Source organism: Amorphus sp. MBR-141 (genome assembly GCF_053628695.1).
The window spans coordinates 40,250-60,404 of the sequence record NZ_JBRJGW010000013.1; the positions used below are offsets into that span (position 1 = coordinate 40,250).

18 protein-coding genes are annotated in these 20,155 nt (G+C 68.2%); 11 read left to right on the forward strand and 7 right to left on the reverse strand.

The genetic code is table 11. The features are described from left to right. Positions 1–3: 3 nt before the first annotated feature. Together ACSSVZ_RS17310 and ACSSVZ_RS17315 are read left to right on the forward strand one after the other, a co-directional pair. Positions 4–1,962, forward strand: a complete 1,959-nt coding sequence (locus ACSSVZ_RS17310) for a MacB family efflux pump subunit (RefSeq protein ID WP_453971968.1) — start codon at positions 4–6, stop codon at positions 1,960–1,962. A 314-nt stretch (positions 1,963–2,276) separates the two neighbouring features. Next, positions 2,277–2,753 carry a MaoC family dehydratase gene (locus ACSSVZ_RS17315; RefSeq protein WP_453971970.1) on the forward strand — a complete coding sequence of 159 codons (477 nt, stop codon included), beginning with the start codon at positions 2,277–2,279 and terminating at the stop codon, positions 2,751–2,753. 30 nt (positions 2,754–2,783) lie between these two features. On the opposite strand, the gene bktB is transcribed toward ACSSVZ_RS17315, so the two are convergent. The 3 genes from bktB to ACSSVZ_RS17330 form a co-directional block, all read right to left on the reverse strand. Then, positions 2,784–3,971: a beta-ketothiolase BktB gene (bktB, locus tag ACSSVZ_RS17320; RefSeq protein WP_453971971.1), complete on the reverse strand. Its 1,188-nt coding sequence runs from the start codon at positions 3,969–3,971 to the stop codon at positions 2,784–2,786. A 23-nt stretch (positions 3,972–3,994) separates the two neighbouring features. After that, entirely contained in the window at positions 3,995–4,876 is an 882-nt protein-coding gene (locus tag ACSSVZ_RS17325; RefSeq protein WP_453971972.1) for an SDR family NAD(P)-dependent oxidoreductase, read from the reverse strand. A 282-nt stretch (positions 4,877–5,158) separates the two neighbouring features. Then, positions 5,159–6,103 (reverse strand): LysR family transcriptional regulator, encoded by a 945-nt coding sequence (locus ACSSVZ_RS17330; protein WP_453971973.1) that lies wholly within the window; start codon positions 6,101–6,103, stop codon positions 5,159–5,161. A 216-nt stretch (positions 6,104–6,319) separates the two neighbouring features. Between ACSSVZ_RS17330 and ACSSVZ_RS17335 the strand changes: the two genes are divergently transcribed. The 5 genes from ACSSVZ_RS17335 to ACSSVZ_RS17355 all read left to right on the forward strand — a co-directional run bounded on the left by ACSSVZ_RS17335 (position 6,320) and on the right by ACSSVZ_RS17355 (position 10,771). Next, on the forward strand, positions 6,320–6,769 hold the full coding sequence (locus ACSSVZ_RS17335) for a tripartite tricarboxylate transporter TctB family protein (RefSeq protein ID WP_453971974.1): 450 nt from the start codon (positions 6,320–6,322) through the stop codon (positions 6,767–6,769). Between the two features lie 7 nt (positions 6,770–6,776). Continuing rightward, positions 6,777–8,327, forward strand: coding sequence for a tripartite tricarboxylate transporter permease (locus ACSSVZ_RS17340; RefSeq protein WP_453971975.1), 1,551 nt, complete (start codon positions 6,777–6,779; stop codon positions 8,325–8,327). Between the two features lie 14 nt (positions 8,328–8,341). Then, positions 8,342–9,304 carry a tripartite tricarboxylate transporter substrate binding protein gene (locus ACSSVZ_RS17345; RefSeq protein WP_453971976.1) on the forward strand — a complete coding sequence of 321 codons (963 nt, stop codon included), beginning with the start codon at positions 8,342–8,344 and terminating at the stop codon, positions 9,302–9,304. A 65-nt stretch (positions 9,305–9,369) separates the two neighbouring features. After that, a complete protein-coding gene (locus ACSSVZ_RS17350; RefSeq protein WP_453971977.1) occupies positions 9,370–10,572 on the forward strand; it encodes a CaiB/BaiF CoA transferase family protein in 1,203 nt (400 codons plus the stop codon). Between the two features lie 61 nt (positions 10,573–10,633). Further along, a complete protein-coding gene (locus tag ACSSVZ_RS17355; RefSeq protein WP_453971978.1) occupies positions 10,634–10,771 on the forward strand; it encodes a hypothetical protein in 138 nt (45 codons plus the stop codon). A gap of 45 nt (positions 10,772–10,816) precedes the next feature. On the opposite strand, the gene panC is transcribed toward ACSSVZ_RS17355, so the two are convergent. Genes panC through ACSSVZ_RS17370 form a run of 3 tightly spaced genes read right to left on the reverse strand, consistent with a single transcriptional unit; the run spans position 10,817 to position 12,962 of the window. Beyond that, complete coding sequence (gene panC / locus ACSSVZ_RS17360) at positions 10,817–11,677, reverse strand: pantoate--beta-alanine ligase (protein ID WP_453971979.1); 861 nt, start codon at positions 11,675–11,677, stop codon at positions 10,817–10,819. Beyond that, complete coding sequence (panB, locus tag ACSSVZ_RS17365; protein WP_453971980.1) at positions 11,674–12,519, reverse strand: 3-methyl-2-oxobutanoate hydroxymethyltransferase; 846 nt, start codon at positions 12,517–12,519, stop codon at positions 11,674–11,676. Before panB ends, panC begins: the two co-directional genes overlap by 4 nt. 38 nt (positions 12,520–12,557) lie before the next feature. Further along, positions 12,558–12,962, reverse strand: a complete 405-nt coding sequence (locus ACSSVZ_RS17370; protein WP_453971981.1) for a MarR family winged helix-turn-helix transcriptional regulator — start codon at positions 12,960–12,962, stop codon at positions 12,558–12,560. A 131-nt stretch (positions 12,963–13,093) separates the two neighbouring features. On the opposite strand from ACSSVZ_RS17370, the gene ACSSVZ_RS17375 reads away from it, so the two are divergent. The 4 genes from ACSSVZ_RS17375 to ACSSVZ_RS17390 all read left to right on the forward strand — a co-directional run bounded on the left by ACSSVZ_RS17375 (position 13,094) and on the right by ACSSVZ_RS17390 (position 18,997). Continuing rightward, positions 13,094–13,945 (forward strand): p-hydroxycinnamoyl CoA hydratase/lyase, encoded by an 852-nt coding sequence (locus tag ACSSVZ_RS17375; protein WP_453972083.1) that lies wholly within the window; start codon positions 13,094–13,096, stop codon positions 13,943–13,945. A gap of 339 nt (positions 13,946–14,284) precedes the next feature. Further along, complete coding sequence (locus ACSSVZ_RS17380; RefSeq protein WP_453971982.1) at positions 14,285–16,378, forward strand: acetate--CoA ligase family protein; 2,094 nt, start codon at positions 14,285–14,287, stop codon at positions 16,376–16,378. 2 nt (positions 16,379–16,380) lie between these two features. Next, entirely contained in the window at positions 16,381–17,820 is a 1,440-nt protein-coding gene (locus ACSSVZ_RS17385; RefSeq protein WP_453971983.1) for an NAD-dependent succinate-semialdehyde dehydrogenase, read from the forward strand. Positions 17,821–17,845: 25 nt separating this feature from the next. Further along, entirely contained in the window at positions 17,846–18,997 is a 1,152-nt protein-coding gene (locus ACSSVZ_RS17390) for an acyl-CoA dehydrogenase family protein (RefSeq protein ID WP_453971984.1), read from the forward strand. Positions 18,998–19,051: 54 nt separating this feature from the next. On the opposite strand, the gene ACSSVZ_RS17395 is transcribed toward ACSSVZ_RS17390, so the two are convergent. Further along, entirely contained in the window at positions 19,052–19,990 is a 939-nt protein-coding gene (locus tag ACSSVZ_RS17395) for an acyl-CoA thioesterase (RefSeq protein ID WP_453971985.1), read from the reverse strand. Positions 19,991–20,155: the final 165 nt, after the last annotated feature.

Consider the following 20,155-nt stretch of genomic DNA (forward strand, 5'->3'; position numbering starts at 1 on the left):
GCCGTGGCCGAGCCGCTGATCGTCGTCGAAAAGCTGCGCCGGGAGTTTCCCGCCGGCGACCGCATGCTGGCGGTCCTGAAGGACGTCGACCTCGTCATTGGCCGGGGCGAGATGGTCGCCATCATCGGCACTTCGGGCTCCGGCAAGTCGACGCTGATGAACATTCTCGGCTGCCTCGACCGGCCGACCTCCGGCCGCTACGTGATCTCCGGCCGCGAGACCTCCAAGCTCGATCCGGACGAACTGGCGGAGCTGCGCCGGGAGCACTTCGGCTTCATCTTCCAGCGCTACCACCTGCTGGCGGAGCTGACCGCGCTCGGCAACGTGGAGGTGCCGGCGATCTACGCCGGACGTTCGCCGGCCGAGCGCGCGGAACACGCCGAGGCCCTGCTGACGCGGCTCGGCATGGCGGAGCGCACCGGGCATCGCCCCGGCCAGCTCTCGGGCGGCCAGCAGCAGCGCGTCTCCATCGCCCGGGCGCTGATGAACGGCGGCGAGGTGATCCTCGCCGACGAGCCCACCGGCGCCCTCGACAAGAGCTCCGGCGAGGAGGTGCTGCGGATCCTCGACGAGCTGCACGCGGAGGGAAAGACGGTGGTCATCGTCACCCACGATGCCGCCGTCGCGGCCCGCGCCGAGCGCATCATCGAGATCAGCGACGGCGAGATCGTGTCCGACACCCGCAAGGAGAAGGCGGCGCCAGCGGCGGCGGCCGAGCCGGCGCCGTCACGCCGCCGGCGCAGGGGCGGCCACCTCGCCGCCGCGGCCGACCGCGCGCGCGAAGCGCTGTCGATGGCGCTCGTGTCGATGCGCGCGCACAAGCTGCGCACCTTCCTGACCATGCTCGGCATCATCATCGGCATCGCTTCGGTGGTCAGCGTCGTGGCGCTTGGCGAAGGATCGCGCCAGAAGGTGCTCGCCAACATCTCGAGCCTCGGCACCAACACGCTGGAAATCTTCCCGGGAGAGAGCTTCGGCGACGTGCGGTCGGGCAAGGTGCAGACCCTCGTGGTGGCCGACGCCGACGCGCTCGCCACCCAGCCCTACGTCGCCGGCGTGACGCCGACCGTGTCGACCAACGGCACGGTGCGCTACGGCACCCTCGAGGCGAACGCGCTGGTGAACGGCGTCGGCGCGCAGTATTTCGACGTGAAGGGCACCAAGCTCGCCCAGGGCCGCTTCTTCGACGAGAAGGCCTCGCGCGAGATGGCCCAGGACGTCGTCATCGACGACAACACCCTGTCGACGCTGTTCGCCGACGGCACGGACCCGGTGGGCAAGGTGATCCTGATCGATTCCGTGCCGTGCCGCATCGTCGGCGTGATGCAGGCCCAGCAGGGCGGGTTCGGCTCGTCGAGCAACCTGCAGCTCTACCTGCCCTACAAGACGGTTCAGGCGCGCTTCCTCGGCAGCACCTCGCTGCGGTCCATCACCGTCCGCGTTGCCGACGACACCTCGTCGGACCTCGCCGAGCAGGCCGTCACCCAGTTCCTGACGCTGCGCCACAAGTCCAAGGACTTCTTCATCCTCAACACCGACGACATCCGCAACACGATAACGTCCACCACCCAGACCCTGACGCTGTTGATCGCCGCGATCGCGGTGATCTCGCTGGTGGTCGGTGGCATCGGGGTGATGAACATCATGCTGGTCTCGGTGTCCGAACGGGTCAGCGAGATCGGCGTGCGCATGGCGGTCGGGGCGCGGCAGAGCGACATCCTGCAGCAATTCCTCATCGAGGCCGTGCTGGTCTGCCTGATCGGCGGCGTGCTGGGGATCTCGCTGGCGCTGGGCTTCGGCGTGGCGTTCTCCGCGTTCGGCACCAGCTTCAGCATGGTCTATTCGAACACCTCGATCGTGGCCGCCTTCCTGACCTCGACGGCCATCGGCGTCGTGTTCGGCTATCTCCCGGCCCGCAGCGCCTCCCAGCTCGATCCGGTCGTGGCGCTGTCCCGGGATTAGCCCGACAGCCCCCATTCAGGCCACGAGGCGAAAGCACGCCTCCGGCCTGGCGTCGGACCTCGTCCAGCACCTGCAGGAGACCGATGGTTTCGGGCGCCGCGCGAGCGCATGACGTGCGGCGCGCCGTGGCCGGCAGCGGGCGTGGTCAAGATGTGCCAGGATCCGGGTGGGTCGGGATTCGCCCCGTCCACGGCTGCATGCCACTGCATTTGACATTTACTGCTCAGCTGGTGCTTAGCCTCGCAGCAGCCGGCACGAGATGTCAAAGTCGCTCCACCGGGCCCCTTGGCTCGCAATCGGCGCTTCGAGAAGCCATGACAGAGACCATGACGCCGATCTCGCTCACCGACTATGCGGCGCTGCTGGACCAGGAGGTCGGGGTTTCCCGCTGGTTCGACATCACCCAGGAGCAGATCGACCAGTTCGCCGCATGCACCGGCGACCGGCAGTACATCCACACCGATCCGGAGCGGGCGAAGACGACGCCCTTCGGCGGCACCATCGCCCATGGCTTCCTGACGCTCGCGATGCTGTCGGAGATGCTGGCCGACCTTCCGCCCCTGGCGGGTGTGGTCATGTCGGTGAACTACGGCATGAACCGGATGCGCTTCCTGTCGCCGGTGCCCTCGGGCGGCCGGATCCGCGGCCGTTTCGTCCTGCAGGCCTTCGAGGAGATCGCACCCGGACAGGTCCAAGCGACGCTGGCCGTCACCATCGAGATCGAGGGGCACGCGAAACCGGCCCTGGTGGCCGAATGGCTTGTGCGCCACCTCATCGCGCCGACGGGCTGAGATGAGCCCCTGCCGAGCAAGCCCGCGCGGTCAGTTCCCCTCGCGTTCCACGATCACCGCGATCCCCTGCCCGCCGCCGATGCACATGGTGGCAAGGCCGTAGCGACCACCGACGCGGCGGAGCTCGTAGAGGAGCTTCACCAGGATGATCGCGCCGGTGGCGCCGATCGGATGGCCGAGCGCGATGGCGCCGCCGTTCGGGTTGGTGCGGTCGTGCGGAAAGCCGAGGTCGCGGGCGACGGCGCAGGCCTGCACCGCGAACGCCTCGTTGGATTCGATGACGTCCATGTCGCCGATCGACAGGCCTGCGCGGTCGAGCGACGCCCGCACCGCCGGGATCGGCCCGAGCCCCATCCGTCCGGGGTCGACCCCCGCGTGGCCGTAGGCGACGATCCGGCCGAGCGGCGAGAGCCCTTTCCGTTCGGCGAAGCCGCCCTCCACCAGCACCAGCGCCGCAGCCCCGTCGTTCATGCCCGAGGCGTTGCCGGCGGTCACCGATCCGTCCCTGGCGAAGGCCGGCTTGAGCTTGGCCAGCGAGGTCATGTCCGTCTCCGGGCGGACATGCTCGTCGACGAGGAACGGTCTCGGACCGCCCTTCGCATCGACCTCGACCGGCAGGATCTGCTCCGCGAAGCGGCCCTCGGCGATGGCGCGTGCCGCCCGCCGCTGACTTTCCACGGCAAACCGGTCCTGCTCGTCGCGCCCGATGCCGTAGTCGCCGGCAACGTTTTCCGCCGTCACCCCCATGTGGCCCTCGCCGAACGGCCCCTGCAGCGTGGCCAGAAGCACGTCGGTCAGGGCCGCGTCACCCATCCGCTTGCCGAAGCGCGCATCGGCCGAGGCGAACGGTGCCCGGCTCATGGACTCCGCGCCCCCCGCAAGCGCCACGTCGGCGTCGCCGAGCAGGATCATCTGGGCGGCGCTGACGACGGCCTGCAGGCCGCTGCCGCACAGCCGGTTGAGGGTCAGCGCCGGCACCGTCTCCGGCACGCCGGCCTCGATCGCCGCGACCCGGGCCAGATACGCATCCCGCGCCTCGGTGTGGATGACGTTGCCGAACACCGCGTGCTGGATCGCATCGGCCGCGAGCGTGCTGCGCGCGATGGCGTCGCGCGCCACCAGGGCCGCAAGCGTGGTTGGCGGCACGGCACGCAGCGATCCCCCGAAGGTGCCGATCGCGGTGCGAACGCCGGAGGCGATGACGACGGATCTGTCCATGCGGTTGTCCTTCCCGGTCGGGGTCAGCGGGCGCTGGCGCGCAGGGCCGAGGCGGTGAGCTTTTCGGCCTGTTCGAAGCCGGAGTTGAGCACATGCTCGCCGGTGCGGTCACCGATCTCGTCGAACCGCGCCGCCACGGTCTCGGGCGACAGGTCCTCGCCGGAGAGCAGGATGCCCTCCGTTTCGGTGATGCAGACGCGCGCGAAGACGCCGGCGCCGGCCGACAGGATCATCCGCGACGGAGCCTCGCCGGACACCAGGAACAGCACGCCGGGGGCGACCGCCTCCGGCACCAGCAGGCGCTCGGCCTCGGGGCTCAGCAGTCCCTCGGTCATCCTGGTCGCCGCACTCGGCATGATGCAGTTGACCCTGATGCCGTCGCGCGCGCCCTCGAGGTGCAGGGCGTTCATCAACCCGATCATCGATGCCTTCGCGGCGGCGTAGTTCGCCTGCCCGAAGATGCCGTACATGCCCGACGACGAGGTGGTGAAGACCACGCGCCCGTACTGCTGCGCACGCATCGCCGGCCACACGGCCTTGGTGAGATGCACCGACCCCATCAGGTGGACGTCCATCACGGCACGGAAATCGTCCAAATCCAGCTTGGCGAAGGTGCGGTCGCGCAGGATGCCGGCATTGTTGATGGCGATGTCGACGCGCCCCCATTCGCCCAGGACGTCGGCGACCATCGCCTCGACCTCGCCGAAGTCCGAGACGTCGACCTTGCAGGCTTTCGCCTGTCCGCCCCGCGCCCGGATCGCCTCGGCCGTCGTGTCGGCATCCTCGCCAGGATCGGCGATGACCACGCGCGCGCCGCGCTCGGCGAGCGCCATCGCGTAGCCGCGGCCAAGCCCCCTGCCCCCTCCGGTCACGATCGCGACCTGATCCTCGAACGTCATCGCCATGCCTGTTCTCATACCGCTTTGATGAAGGAACGCCGGAAGCGGCCGGATCCACCCCTGCCTGCCGCGATCATACCTAGCCTCCGCCAAGCCATCACGAGGAGACGAAACTCTCTTCAAGGTGATAAGCAGAAATGATCGCCGAAGCACAGGATGAGAATTCCGCGCATGCACCACCGCGCGCATTTGCATCCAGATCGCAGCGGCCGAAACGGGACATGCCGGGGCATCGATTCCGGAGCCGCCTCTCATACACCAAAGTCGTCGATCTGCTCGGAGCAGGCGCTAGGAGGGGCGCTCTGCCGCGACGTCCACCAGCGCCTGCCGGAACGTCTGGACGGGCATCATCATCTCGTTGTGCGCGGAGGTGACGAAACCCACCTGGATCGGCGGCAGCCGCAGGTCGGGCAGGTCGAGCACGCGCAGCGCATCCTTGGCGCCGTCCGCCTCCAGGGCAAGCCGCGGAATGCAGACGAGCAGTCCGACCTGGCGTGCCAGCAGCATGAGCGCGTTCGGATCCGACTCGACTTCCACCACCGGGACCGGCCCGGCAAGGCCGAGATTGCGGAACGCCGCCTCGAAGACCACGCGGTTGTTTGACCCCGCGGACGGCAGGGCCCACGACCAGTCGAGGAGATCGCCGACCGACAGGTCCGTTCGATCGGCCAGCGGATGGGTGACGGAGCAGGCCAGCACCAGATCGGTGACCGTCAGCGGTGCAAGGCGGAGCACGTCGACCATGTTTCCGGGCAACCGATCCCAGTCCACCCGGCCCACGTAGCAGTCGAGACTGCCGCTCCACAGCGCCTCCAACATGTCGTTGACCATCCCGGCCCGGACGCTGAGCCGCAACCGGGCGCCCCCGGCCTCGAGCCTGGCTATGGCGGCGGGGAGCAGCTGGAACATCACGGCCGGGTTGGTCCCCACCCGCACCACCGGCGGGAGCTCGGCGTGCAGCTCCTGGGCCAGGTGGTCGAACGCGGCCAGCCCCGACCGGGCACGCTGCAGCGCCAGTTCCCCGGCCGGCGTCAAGGTGACCCCGCGCGCCGAGCGCTCGAAGAGGACGGTGCCCAGCGCGTATTCCAGGTCCTTCACCATCTGCGAGACCGCCGGCTGCGTTAGCTTCAGGACGACGCCCACCGCCCGCAGCGAGCGATGCGTGTGGATGAGTTCGAGCAGCCGGAGATGGCGGAGGCGCAAACGATCGAGATGCAGAGGTGAAGTAGGCATAAGCCAAGCTTATCACGTTCAAGAGACTTTCGACTACTTCTGATATCCCTCGGGGTCTACGAATGGATGTCGAGGGTGGCAGAAGTTCACCCCGCCGCACCGCGCGACCCGCTGCGATCCCGCCTCAAGCGGTCGACGGCGTGCCCGCCGTTCGCGGCACGTGGTCGTCAGCCGCGGCAAGAATGAGCGTCGGCATCGGGCGCAGGGAGGATCGGGATGAGACGCGCCAACGTGGTGTCTGGGATGCTGTTGAGCCTGTTCGGGCTCGTCATGCTGTTCGGCGTCATTCCCTGGCAGATCGACTCGGGCCCCGCCGACATGATGTCGCCGCGCCTGGTGCCGCAGATCATGATGACGATCGTCGTCGCACTGGCGGTCCTGCTCACCGTCCTCAACCGGCGGTCGCGGCACGAAGGGGGAGATGCGACGCCATCACCCTTTTCCTGGGACGAGATGCGGGCCCTCCTGAAGATCGGCGGCGTGTTCGCGGTCTCGCTCCTCCTTTTCGAATACGCCTCGCCGCTCCTGGCGGGCCTGGCCCTGGTCTTTGGAGCCCTGTTCGCGCTCGGCGAACGCCGCCCCGTCGTCCTCGTGCTGATGCCGGCAGGGTTCCTGCTCGCCTTGTGGATCTTGTTCTACAAGCTCCTCGGCACGGCGATCATGTAGCCCCGCCATGGATCATCTCCTCCTCGGATTTCAGGACGTCCTCCACCCCCTCACGCTGTTCTGGGTCGCCTTCGGCGTGACGCTGGGCTACGTCCTCGGCGCGCTCCCGGGCCTCGGCAAGGCGACCGGGGTGGCGGTGTCGATCCCGCTGACCTTCTACCTCAGTCCGCCGGCCGCGCTCGGCATGCTCATCGGCATCGCCAAGGGCAGCGCCGCCGGAAGCGCCGTGTCGGCCATTCTGCTCAACACCCCCGGCGAGCCGTCGTCGGCGCCGACCGCCCTCGACGGCTACCCGCTCGCCCGCCAGGGCAAGGCGCAGAAGGCCCTCAAGATGGGCCTCTACGCGTCTGTCATCGGCGACTTCGTATCGACGCTCGTGCTGATCGGTCTGGCCGCGCCGCTCGCCAGGTACGCGCTTCTCATCGGGCCGGTCGAGCTGTGCGCGATCCTGCTGTTCTCGCTGACCTTCATCGGCGGGCTCTCCGGGCGCTCGCTGATCAAGGGGCTGATCGCCGGCGCGCTCGGCGTGTTCTTCGCGACGATCGGGATGGAGACCGAGACCTTCATTCCCCGCATGACGTTTGGCCTGCTCGAACTCGACGACGGCATCTCGCTGGTGCCGATGGCAATCGGCATGCTGGCGGTTGCCGAAATGGTCGTGCAGGCGGGCAACCTCAGGGCCCTCGACCACGAGACCGCCAGGATCACCCAGGGGGCCCGCCGAGAAGACCGGGTCGTGACCGGGCCGGAATGGCGGCGCTGCCTGCCGGTCATCGCCCGCGGAACGTTCATCGGGTCCATCGTCGGCATCCTGCCGGGCCTCGGCGCAAGCGTCGGGTCCTTCCTCTCCTACGGCGCCACCCAGCGTGCCTCGAAGACGCCCGAGAAATTCGGCACGGGCATGATCGAGGGCATCGCCGCCGCGGAAAGCGCCGACAACGCCGTGGTCCCGTCCAGCCTCATTCCGCTGTTCGCGCTCGGCATCCCCGGCAGCGTGATTGCCGCCATCCTCATCGCCGCCTTCATCCTGCACGGCCTGACGCCGGGCCCGCTGATGTTCAAGCAGCAGCCGCGGCTAGTGGCCGACGTCTACGCCGCGATGCTGTGCGCGAGCGTCATCCTGCTCGTCATCGGCTACACCGGCCAGCGCCTGTTTGCCCAGATCATCAAGGTCCCGCTCCGCCTGATCATTCCGGGCGTGCTGCTGCTGTGCTGCGTGGGCGCCTACATGGAGACCAACAGCGTCTTCTCGATCTACCTGATGCTGTTCTTTGCCCTCCTCGGCTTCTTTGCCAGGAAACTCGATTTTTCGTTTGTGACCTTTCTCATCGGCTTCGTGATCGGACCCAACCTCGAGCTGACGTTCCGGCAGTCGCTCCAGATCCTGAACCACGACGCCCTCAACCTCGTCCATCACCCGATCGCCGTCGCCTTCGTCATCCTGACGGTTGCGACCGTGGCGTGGCTGGGTGCCAGCAACTACCGGATGGCGGCCGCAAGGCCCCGCAGAAGACGGGCCACGGGACGCTCATCCGAAAGCACGACAATCGAAATCTGATGGGAGGAACATCGATGAAGCGCATGACCAGACGGGGCGTTGTTGGCGCCCTCGCCGCCCTTTCCCTCGCAGCCGGCCTTGCCGTACCGGCCGGCGCCGACGACGCCTATCCGACGGGGCCGATCACCATGCTGGTCGGCTACGCGCCGGGAGGGCAGACCGACCTCGTGGCGCGCGCCGCCGCGAAGGTGATGTCGGACCAGCTCGGCGTACCGATCAACGTGGTCAATAAGCCCGGCGCCGGTGGAGCGGTGGCGGCACGCGAGCTGACCCAGGCCGCACCCGACGGCTACACGATGCTCTTCCACTCCAACACCGTGGTCAATTCCGCCCCCTTCATCATGGAGCGGGTGGACTTCGCGCCGGACGACTTCGAATACGCCGGCATGATCACCGCCTATCAGGTCGGCCTCGCGACCCAGAAGGACGCACCCTTCGACACGCTGCCCGAGTTCATTGCCTGGGCGAAGGAGAATCCCGGCTTCAGCTACGGCGCGCTCAGCCCCGAGGCTCGTCTCTATATGGAGGAGATCGCCAATAAGGAGGGGCTGAAGGCCAACATCGTGCCGCTCAAGGGCGGCAGCGAGATGATCAACGCGATCCTCGGCAACCAGGTCGTCCTCGCCTTCTCCGGCGGCATCCACAACAAGTATCCCGACCAGATGAAGATGATCAGCGCGCTGACCACCTTCCGCCATCCCTCCGACCCGGACGTGAAGACCATCGAGGAGGACGGGTTCGCGCTCGGCATGGATTCCCGCACGACGCTGTTCCTGCCAAAGGGTGCCCCGCGCCCGGTCCTCGACAAGCTGGCCGGGGCACTGAAGGCGGCCGAAACCGATCCCAATTTCAGTAAGATCACCCAGGCCGCCAGCATTCCGATCATGTATCTGGGCGTCGACGCCGCCTATGCGGAGATGCGCGACACCTACGCCAAGAACAAGGAAATCATGAAGGGGGCTGGCCTCATCCAGTAGGCCGGCGAGTCGCGCCGCGGGCCGCCCGGCCCGCGGCTTTCCAGAATTGAAGCGGAGAGGCCGCCATGTTCCAGCCGCTCGACGGTATTCGAGTGTTCGACCTCAGCCAGGTTCTGGCCGGACCGTATGCGACCTATCAACTGGCGCTGATGGGTGCGGAGATCCTGAAGATCGAGCAGCCCGGCACCGGCGACTGGACTCGGGTCGGCGGCGCCCTGCCGGAGCTTGCCGAACGCCACATGGCTTTGGGCTTCCTGACCCACAATGCCGGCAAGAAGTCCGTCACGCTGAACCTGAAGACGCCCGAAGGCCTTGAGCTCGCGCGCACCCTCGCCGCCACGGCCGATGTTTTCGTGGAGAATTTCAAGCCCGGTGTCGCCGCCCGGCTGGGTCTTGGCTTCGATGCCGTGCGCGCGCTCAATCCCAGAGTCGTCTACTGCTCGATTTCCGCCTACGGCCAGGACGGTCCTCTCAGCCACCGGCCCGCCTACGATCATGTCATCCAGGGCATGTGCGGCATCATGCTGACCACCGGCCAGCCCGGCAGCGGCCCGACCAAGGTGGGCGCGCCGTACGTCGACTATGCCACCGGCATGAACGCCGCAATGGCCGTGATGGCCGGCCTCCGGGAGGTCGACCGCACCGGCGAGGCCGTCCAGATCGACGTCGCCATGCTCGACACGGCGCTGATGCTGATGGCCTCCCTGATGAGCCAGCACCTGACGACCGGCTGGACGCCGGCACAGAACGGCAACGAGGCGTGGAGCGCCAGCCCCTCCTCCGGCGCCTTCGACACCGCCGACGGCATGCTGATGCTGGCCGCCAACCACGACGTCCAGTTCCGCAATCTGTGCCAGGCGATCGGCCGAGGCGACATCCTGCAGGATCCGCGCTGGCAGGAGGAGGCCGCCCGCGGCGAAAATTTCGCCAGCCTGCGCCGGACGCTGCAGGATACCTTCCTCTCCCGGCCGGCCGCGGAATGGGAACAGGTCCTCGATCGGGCCGCCGTGCCGGCTGCCCGGGTCCGAGGCCTCGACGAGGTGCTGGCCGAGCCCCAGGTTCGCGCCCGCGGCCTCACCAGCGAGATCCGGCTCGACGGCCATGATGGCCCCATCCACGTTCCCGCCATGAGCTTCAAGGCGAACGGCAAGAGCACGCACCCCGAGCACCTTCCCGCCGAGCTCGGCGCCGATACGGAAGAAATCCTGCGCGCCGTCGGCATCGACCCTGACCGCATCGCGGCGCTGCGCTCAAAAGGAGTGATCTGATGGATGCGACGCCGAACCTCTGTCCGGCGTGCTGACGCCACCGGTCGGGATCAGTGCATTCGTGGTCAAGCAGGTCGCCGGCGAGGCCATCCCGCTGAGCACCGCCTTCCGGAGCATCCGCCGGTTCCTGCCACGCGAGGTCGTGGTGATCGCGCTGCAGATCGCCTTCCGCAGATCTCCCCCGCGCTCTCCATCCTGAAGTGGGTGCGAGAGCACGAGGTGGTTCACGCAACGCAGAGAGCCGCTACCTGCCGGACGCCGACCCGACCCCCACGTTGTCGATGAGGCGGACGTCGCCCAGCCAGGCGGCCACCAGCAGGCGCGCCGGGCGGTCGACCTCGTCGAGCGGCACAAGATCGTCCTCGGCGCGCAGCTCCAGATACTCCACCTCGCGAAAACCGCCGGCGACGATCGCCGTCCGGGCCGCGGCAAGGACGGGGCCGGCCGGCTCGCCCGCGGCGAGGCGGGAGGAGGCGTCCACCAGGGCGGCAGCCAGCCGGGGCGCGATCGCCCGCTCGGCTGCCGACAACCGGCCATTCCGCGACGACATCGCCAGCCCGTCGGCCTCGCGCACGGTGGGGCAGCCGATCACCTCGATGGGGATGTCGAGATCGCGCGCCATGCGGCGAACGACGTGCAACTGCTGAAAATCCTTCTCGCCGAACATCGCGGCGTCGGCACCGGTCTGCAGGAACAGCTTGGCGACGACCGTCGACACGCCATCGAAATGGCCAGGCCGGAAGGCGCCGCACAGCCCCTCCGTCACGCCCGAAACCGAGACGGTGGTGGCGAAGCCCGCCGGATACATCTCGCCCGCATCGGGCGCATAGAGAACGTGGCCGCCGGCGGCCGCGACCTTGCGGGCGTCATCGTCTTCCGTACGCGGGTAGGCGGCAAGGTCGCCCGGGTTGTTGAACTGTTTGGGATTGACGAAGAGCGTGACGATCACCCGGTCCGCGGTGCGCAGCCCCGCCTCGACGAGGCTCAGATGCCCGGCATGAAGGGCGCCCATCGTGGGGACGACCGCCACCCGGCATCCATCCTGCCGCCAGCCGGCGACCTCGGCCCGAAGATCCGCCACGCAACGGACGATGCGCACGCTCATGCGGCGTCTCCCTGTCCGGCGGACTTCGGAGCATCGCCGAACACATGCTCTTCGGCCGGGAACCGGCGCGTCCGAACGTCTGCGGCATAGGCTTCGATGGCGGTCGATGCGGCGTCTCCGACCGCCGCATAGCGCTTCACGAACTTCGGCTTGAAGTCCGTGAAGGCACCGAGCATGTCGTCGATCACCAGCACCTGTCCGTCGCAATCGACCGACGCCCCGATGCCGATCGTCGGGACCGTCAGGCGCTCGGTGATGCGGCGCGCCAGCGGCGCCGGAATCTTCTCGAGGACCACGGCAAAGGCGCCGGCATCGGCCACCGCGACAGCGTCCTGCAGGACCCGTTCACCGGCTTCGCCGCGCCCCTGCACCTTGTAACCGCCGAACGTGTTCACCGCCTGCGGCGTCAATCCGACATGCGCCATGACCGGAACGCCGCGCGCACTCAGGAACCGCACCGTCTCCGCCATGGCGACGCCGCCCTCGATCTTCACCGCTGCGCAGCCGGTTTCCGCCATCAGCCTGGCCGCATTGCGGAAGGCCTGGGCCGGTCCCTCCTCGTAGCTGCCGAACGGCATGTCGACCACCAGCAGCGCGCGGGACAGGCCGCGGCGTACGGCCTTCCCGTGCATGATCATCATCTCGAGGGTCACCCCGAGCGTCGACTCCAGACCGTGCAGGACCATGCCGACGCTGTCGCCCACCAGGACCACGTCGCAATGGAGATCGACGAGCCGCGCCATCGGCGTCGTATAGGCCGTCAGGCAGACCAGCGGTGTCCCGCCCTTGCGCGCCGCCAGGTCGGGTGGCGTCAGCGCGCGGACGTCGTTCGTCACACTCATGCTTGCTCCTTCATCATGGAAACTCCTGGACGGGCGCGTCAGCCGCCGCGCAGCGAGACCAGCCGTCCGCGCAGGATCCGCCGCAGATCGTTGAAGTCCTTTTCGGACATGTCCGCGAAGGCCGACTTCTCGATCTCGTCGGCGATCCTGTCGCACTCCTTCAACGTCTCCTCGCCGCTGCCGGTGAGCGATGCCGTCAGGATCCGCTTGTTCTCGGCGCTCGCCGCGCGCTGCAGCAGCCCCCGCTTCTCGAGGCCGGTGACGATCTCGTTCATTGTCTGGGGCGTGACGAAAAACCGGCGCGAAAGCTCAGCCGACGAGATCCCGTTCCGCGAACCGACGATCGACAGCACGGTGTACTGGATCCCCGTCAGGCTCATCCCCCTGAGCGCCTGCTCGAGCTGGGAGCGCACCGCCTGGTTCGCCTGGTTCAGCAGATACATTGTCCGCGGCCGGAGCGAAATGCGCTCGGGCCGGCCATCAGCATCGCTTGACAATATCAGGGCCCCTTATTTAAGCATCACGTTCAGTGTTTAGCTCAAGGAGCCGGAAAATGACAGGCAACCCGGGGGAAATGCGCCCCTCAGATCAGGATCGCGCGACCGGATGGGGTGACAACGTCCTGGTGGACATCGAGGACGGCATTGCCTGGGTGACGCTCAACCGGCCCGACAAGCGCAACGCCATCAATCCCGGCATCGTCTGGGAGATGAACGCCGTCCTCGACGCCATCGAGGAGGACGACGCGGTCCAGGTGGTCGTGATCACCGGTTCGGGCGATGCGTTCTCCGCCGGCCAGGACCTGAAGGAGTATTTCCGCGAGCCCGATGCCGGCCCGCCGCTCGACCGCGAACGGCTCTACCGGGCCAATGCCGCATGGCAGTGGCGCCGCATGATGTACTTCCCCAAGCCGACCATCGCGATGGTCAACGGCTGGTGCTTCGGCGGCGCGTTCCAGGTGCTGATCGGCTGCGACCTCGCCATTGCCTCCGAGGATGCGACCTTCGGCCTCTCGGAGATCAACTGGGGCATCATCCCCGCGGGCATCGTGACGAAGTCGCTCGCCGAGGTGATGAGCCAGCGCGACGCGATGTACTACATCATGACGGGCGAGACCTTCACCGGCACCCAGGCGGCCGAAATGAAGGTGGTCAACATGGCCGTGCCGGCGTCCGAGCTCCGCGCACGCACCAAGAAGCTCGCCGACACGCTGAAGGAGAAGAACCCGTTCGTCCTCCGCTCCGCCAAGACCGCCTATCACCACGTCAAGACGATGTCGTGGGACACCGCGCTCGAGTATCTGATGGCGAAGTCGGACCAGACCAAGCACCGCGATCCGGAGCGCGGCGACCAGAAGGGGATGCAGCAGTTCCTCGACGACAAATCGTACCGTCCGGGCCTGCAGTCCTACGACCGCAAGCGCTAGCGCCGGATGCGGACAGGTGGAGACCGGCCATCCGCCCGCATCCCGCTCTGGGAGACTGGAATCGGACGCGATGGCTTCAGGTCGATCAGACCGGAAGCCATCGTGAGCCAGAGCCTCTCCCGTGCAGGGCGAAGCGATCTGAACGAAATGAAAGTGCTCGCGCTGTTGGTCCCGGAGCCATTTCACATCGGCCAGATGCGTCCGTCTGATCGATAGAGGCGCCAGCGCCTCGGAAGGCGGTCCACCGCCCTCCGCCTGCCTGAACCCGTTGGAACCGATCACCCGGATGGCTTCGGATCGCGTTGGTCCCGGCCATCGTGCTCAAGGCGTCCGTTACTTATGAGTGTATCCCGTTCGAGCATCGACCGGCTGCTGCATCCGCGCTCGATCGCGATCGTCGGCGCGTCGCCGGAGCCCTTCAGCCTCGGCAACAACGTGCTCTCGAACTTCGCCACGTTCGCCTACGACGGGCCGCTGCACCTGGTCAGCCGCAAGCACGACGAGATCGACGGGCGCCCCTGCGTGCGCTCGATCGCTGAGCTTCCGTCCGGCATCGATCTGGTCGCCCTGGTGGTCCCGGCAAGCGTCGTCACCCAGTCGGTCGCCGACTGTGCCGAACGCGGCGTCGGCGGCGTGGTCGTGTTCGCTTCCGGGTTTGCCGAGCTGGGCGAGGAAGGCATCCGCGCCCAGGCCGAGATGGCGCGGATCGCCGAGGAGGCCGGCATCGCCCTCCTCGGCCCCAACTGCCTCGGCTTCACCAATTTCGTCGACGGCGTGCCGATGACCTTCGAGCGGATCTCGCCGAAGGTCGCCTCCGGCACCGGCGTCGCCGTCATCGCGCAGAGCGGCGCGATGACGGGCAACATCCGCGAGGCGCTGCGCAGCCGCGCCGTCCCCGTCGCGTATGCGATCTCGACCGGCAACGAGGCGGTCACCGCGGCGGAGCAGGTGATGACGTCTCTGGTCGACGATCCGTCGGTCGGGTCGTTCGCGGTGTTCGTCGAACAGATCCGCGACCCGGGCCTTTTCATGGCGTGCGCGCGACGGGCGTGGGCGCTCGACAAGCCCATCGTGCTCATGCATCCCGGCCGCAGCGAGCGGTCCCGCGAGGCTGCCCAGTCGCACACCGGCGCGATGGCTGGCGACCACACCGTCATGGAAACCTTCGTCCGCGCCTGCGGCGTCACGCTGGCCGACAGCTTCGACGAGCTCTTCGACACCACGGTGCTCCGCCACCGCTATCCGCAGTCGCGGGTCGAGGGGCTCGGCATCATGACCAATTCCGGCGCGGTCCGCGGCTTCTGCCTCGACTTCAATGAAACCATCGGGCTGCCGCTGCCGACGCTTGGCGAGGACACCGGCAAGGCGCTGTCGGAGGTGCTGCCGGACTTCGCGGTGATCGACAACCCCCTCGACATCACCGCCATGGGCATGAGCAAGCCGAGCCTGTTCGGAGACACGTCGGCGGCGATGCTCGCCGACCCCGGCATCGATGCGTTGCTGGTGGCGGCAATGGGCGGGGCCCCGCAGCAGGTCATGGCCAAGTGGAAGTCGCTGCGCCCGGTGCTCGCCAACGCCGAAAAGCCGGTGTCGCTGGTGTTCCTCGCCGACGAGCTACCGATGCCGGCGGAGTTCATGGACGATATCCGCGCAACGGGCGTGCCGTTCTTCCGTTCGCCGGAACGGGTGATGCGGGCGCTCGCCAACGTGGCGAAGCTCGACTTCGTCGACGACCTGCCTGCGCCGGCAGCGCTCTCCCCCGCCGGGTCCGCCGACATGCTGCCGGAGTACCAGGGCAAGGCCGTGCTGCATGAGGCCGGCTTTGCCGTGCCACGCGGTCGTCTGGCTGCGAACCCCGAGGAAGCCGTCGCGATCGCCAAGGACATCGGCGCACCGGTTGCGCTCAAGGTGCAGGCGTCGGCGATCTCCCACAAGAGCGACGTCGGCGGCGTGAAGCTCGACCTGGCAGACGACGCCGCGATCCGATCCGCCTTCGCCGACATCGAGGGTGCCGTCGCACGGGCCGCTCCCGGCATACCGTGCGACGGCATTCTCGTGGAGGAGATGGCGCCGCGGTTCGCGCTCGAGATGGTCGTCTCCACCCGCCGCGATCCGGCGTGGGGCGTGGTGGTGATCGCCGGCCTCGGCGGCGTGTTCACCGAACTGATGCACGACATCCGGATGTTCCCGGCCGGGCTCTCGAAGGCGCGCATCCGCGCCGAGATCGACAAGCTCCGCGGGGCGCCCCTCCTCCATGGGTATCGCGGCGGCGCCATGCTCGACGTCGATGCCGTCGTCGACACGCTCGACCGGCTTGGCCGGATGCTTCTCGCCGACCCGTCGCTGGTGGAAGTCGAGATCAACCCGCTGGCCATCTACCCTGCCGGCGAAGGAGTCCGGATCCTGGACGTTCTCGCAACAAGAAAGGTCTGACCATGTCCCATTCCGGCTATCCGGACCTCGGTCTGTTCATTGACAACAAGCTGGTGCCAGGCAGCGGCGCGGGCGAGCGGTTCGTCGTCAATCCGGCCACCGGCGAGACGCTCGCCCGGCTGCCGATGGCGTCGCGCGACGATCTCGATGCCGCGCTTTCGGGCGCCGCGCGCGCCTTCCCGGCCTGGAAGGCGACCCCGGTCCTCGCGCGCTCCCAGATCCTGCGCAAGGCGGCGTCGATCATGCGCGAGCGGCTGGAGGCGATCGCCCTCACCATGACGCTCGAACAGGGCAAGGTCCTTGCCGAATCGCGCATGGAGGTTTCGGCCGCCGCCGACATCCTCGACTGGTACGCCGAGGAAGGCCGGCGCGCCTACGGCCGGGTGATCCCGTCGCGCGCGCCCGGCACCCGCTTCCTGACGCTGAAGCTGCCCGTCGGCCCCGTCGCGGCCTTCTCGCCGTGGAACTTCCCCGCCGTGATCCCGGCCCGCAAGGTCGGCGCGGCGCTGGCGGCCGGCTGCACCTGCATCATCAAGCCGGCGGAAGAGACGCCGGGGACGATGCTCGCCATCGCCCAGGCGCTTGCCGAGGCCGGTCTGCCGGACGGCGTCCTCAGCGTCGTCACCGGCAATCCGTCCGAGATCTCGACCTACCTGATCGCCTCGCCGATCATCCGCAAGGTGTCGTTCACCGGCTCGACGGCGGTCGGGCGCGAGATCGGCCGGCTCGCCGCCGACGGCGTCAAGCGGACGACGCTGGAGCTCGGCGGTCACGCGCCGGTGCTCGTGCTCGACGACGCCGACCCGACCGCCGCGGCGGCCGCAAGCGCGGCATCGAAGTTCCGCAACGCCGGCCAGGTCTGCATCTCCCCCACCCGCTTCTACGTCCATGACCGCGTCTACGACGACTTCGTCGACGCGTTCGCCGAGAAGGCGCAGGGCCTCACCGTCGCCGACGGCGTCAGCGACGGCGCCCAGATGGGGCCGACGGCGAACCCGCGCCGGGTCTCGGCGATGGAAGCGCTGACCGCCGATGCGGTCGGCGTCGGAGCGCGCGTCGTGGCAGGCGGAGAGCGCGGCTCCAACCAGGGCTTCTTCTGGCAGCCGACGGTGATCGCGGACGTTCCGGACACCGCCCGCATCATGAACGAGGAACCGTTCGGACCGGTGGCCGTCATCCGGCGCATCAGCTCGGTGGACGAGGCCATCGCCGAAGCCAACCGGCTCCCTTACGGCCTCGCGGCCTACGCCTTCACCCGGTCGAGCGCGAATTCGATCCGGCTGGGCGAGCAGGTCGAGACCGGCATGCTGGGCATCAACAACTTCCTCATCAACATGCCGGAAACGCCGTTCGGCGGCGTCAAGGAAAGCGGCTACGGCAGCGAGGGCGGCAGCGAGGGGCTCGACGCCTATCTCGACGTCAAGCTCGTCAGCGAAAGCTGACGCGGCCGCGTCAGGGGAGCGTTCAATGGATCTGGGTTTCTCCGAAGAGCAGCGGATGCTGCGCGACAGCGTCCGCAAGCTCATGGACCGGCACGCGCCGCCCGACATGGTCGCCCGGCACGACCGGGAAGGCAGCTATCCCTACGCGCTGCACCGGGAATGGGCCGAGGCCGGCCTGTTCTCGCTCCCCTTTGCCGAGGCCGATGGCGGCCTCGGCGGCTCGGTCATCGATCTCGCCATCGTCGGCGAGGAGATCGCCTACACGAGCGCCGACTTCTACATGGCCTATGCCGGCGGGGTGTTCTGCGGGCTCAACATCGCGCGCAAGGGCACGGCGGAGCAGAAGGCGCGCTTCCTGCCGCCGATCATGTCCGGCGACCTCAGGATGGCGATCTCGATCTCCGAAGCCGACGCAGGCTCCGACGTCGGCGCGATGCGCACCAGCGCCCGAAAGGACGGCGACGTCTGGGTGGTCGACGGCACCAAGCTCTGGTCGACCGGCGCCGGCGTCGAAAACACCCTCCTGAACGTCTACCTGAAGACCGACCCCAGCGTGTCGCACCGCAAGGGCATGTCGCTCTTCCTGATCGACAACGACGCGCCGGGCGTGGAGCTGAAGAAGCTCGACATGCTCGGGCGCACAGCCACCGGCACCTACGAGATCCGCTTCGACGGGGTGAAGGTCGACGACGACCGGATCGTCGGCGGCGTCAACGGCGGCTGGAACTGCATCCTGTCCGGGCTGCAGGTGGAGCGCATCGTCTCGGCCGCCGGCAACTGCGGCGCCGCGCGGGCGGTGGTGGACCTGGCGACGGCCTACGCGAAGGAACGCACCCAGTTCGGCAAGCCGATCGGGTCGAACCAGGCGATCGCCCATATGATCGCCGACATGCGCACCGAGGTGGAAGCCGCCCGCGCCCTGATGTGGCAGGCGGCCTGGAAGGTGTCCGTCGGCGAGGACGCCCTCGCCGAGATCTCCATGGCCAAGCTGTTCTCGTCGGAGACCTACGCCAAGGTGGCGAACACGGGCATGCAGGTGATGGGGGCGTTCGGCTACTCGATGGAGTTCCCGATGCAACGCCACTACCGCGACGCGCGCTCGGCGACGATCGCGGCCGGTTCCTCGCAGATGCAACGCAACCTGATCGCCGGCCTGATGGGCCTCAAGGTCACCTGAGACCGGTCGGGGGCGGCTCCTCGCCCCCACCCAGCGAGTGGTGCGGAAGCCGCGTCAGAGCCTGAGCCCTGGGGCAACGATCTCCTGCATGGCCGCCTGCGCTTCGGCCGGAATCGACAGCGCCTTGCGCGCCTCCAGATCGAACGACACCGTGACGCCCTCCCCGGAGAACCACGGCTGCCCGGTCTCCGGATCCATCAGCCAGTGCACGATGCGCATGGTCCGGGCGTCGAAGCCGGCAAGGCCGGAGCGCAGCTCGAAGCGGTCCCCTGCCCGCGGATAACGGTGATAGAGCAGCCGATACTCGATCATCGCCCCGCCGATGCGCTCGGCCGGCATGTCGAGATAAGAGGCGAGATCGCCGCGAAGCGTCGGGCCGACAAGCGGCATCCCGTCGGTCACCGCGGCCAGGAACCCCTCCAGCCGCAATCGGCCGAACACGTCGCAGCTCTCGACGCCGAAGGCACCGCGGCTCGCACACATCAGGCCGAGCCTGTCGGCTGCGGCGGGCGCGGCCATGGTCTCGACCGGATCCAGCGAGACGCTGCGCGGCTCGGCCTTCTCCGGGACGGTGATGGTCAGCGTTTCCGCCTCGCGCCGCACGGCGCCCGGCAGCGGACGGGGCGCGCCGGTGGCCGCGTCGGCGAGCACCACGGTGGTGCGCATGGTCGCGGCAAGATCCCCGGACCGGCTGTGACGCAGCAGGAACTGCACGACCATGCTGTCGTCGCTCGCGGACAGCACACCGGCCGTCATGTGCAGCGGCGCCGACAGCCGCGCCTCCCGCAGAAAGCGCAGATGCTGTTCGGTGACGATCAGCGTCTCGCCGGCATCGGCACGGAACGCACCCGCAAGACCCAGCCTCGCGGCGACGGCGACCAGTCCTTGCCGCACGAGGGCGTTGTAGTAACGCGCACTCAGGTGCCCCATCTGGTCGCATTCCCAGCTGTTCACGCTGCCGCGCCAGACTTCCATCTCGGCTTCGCAGACCACGCCCGCCCTCCAGGGATCTTTTCGCTGCACATCGGTTCGCCGATCCCGTCCTTGACGGGCCTGAACCGCGTTCGTAGGCTGCAAGATATAAGGGACCCTGATCTGAAAAGTACACCCCGGCAAACGGGGATGTGGCCGCGAGACGGCCGACAGACAGGGGAGGAA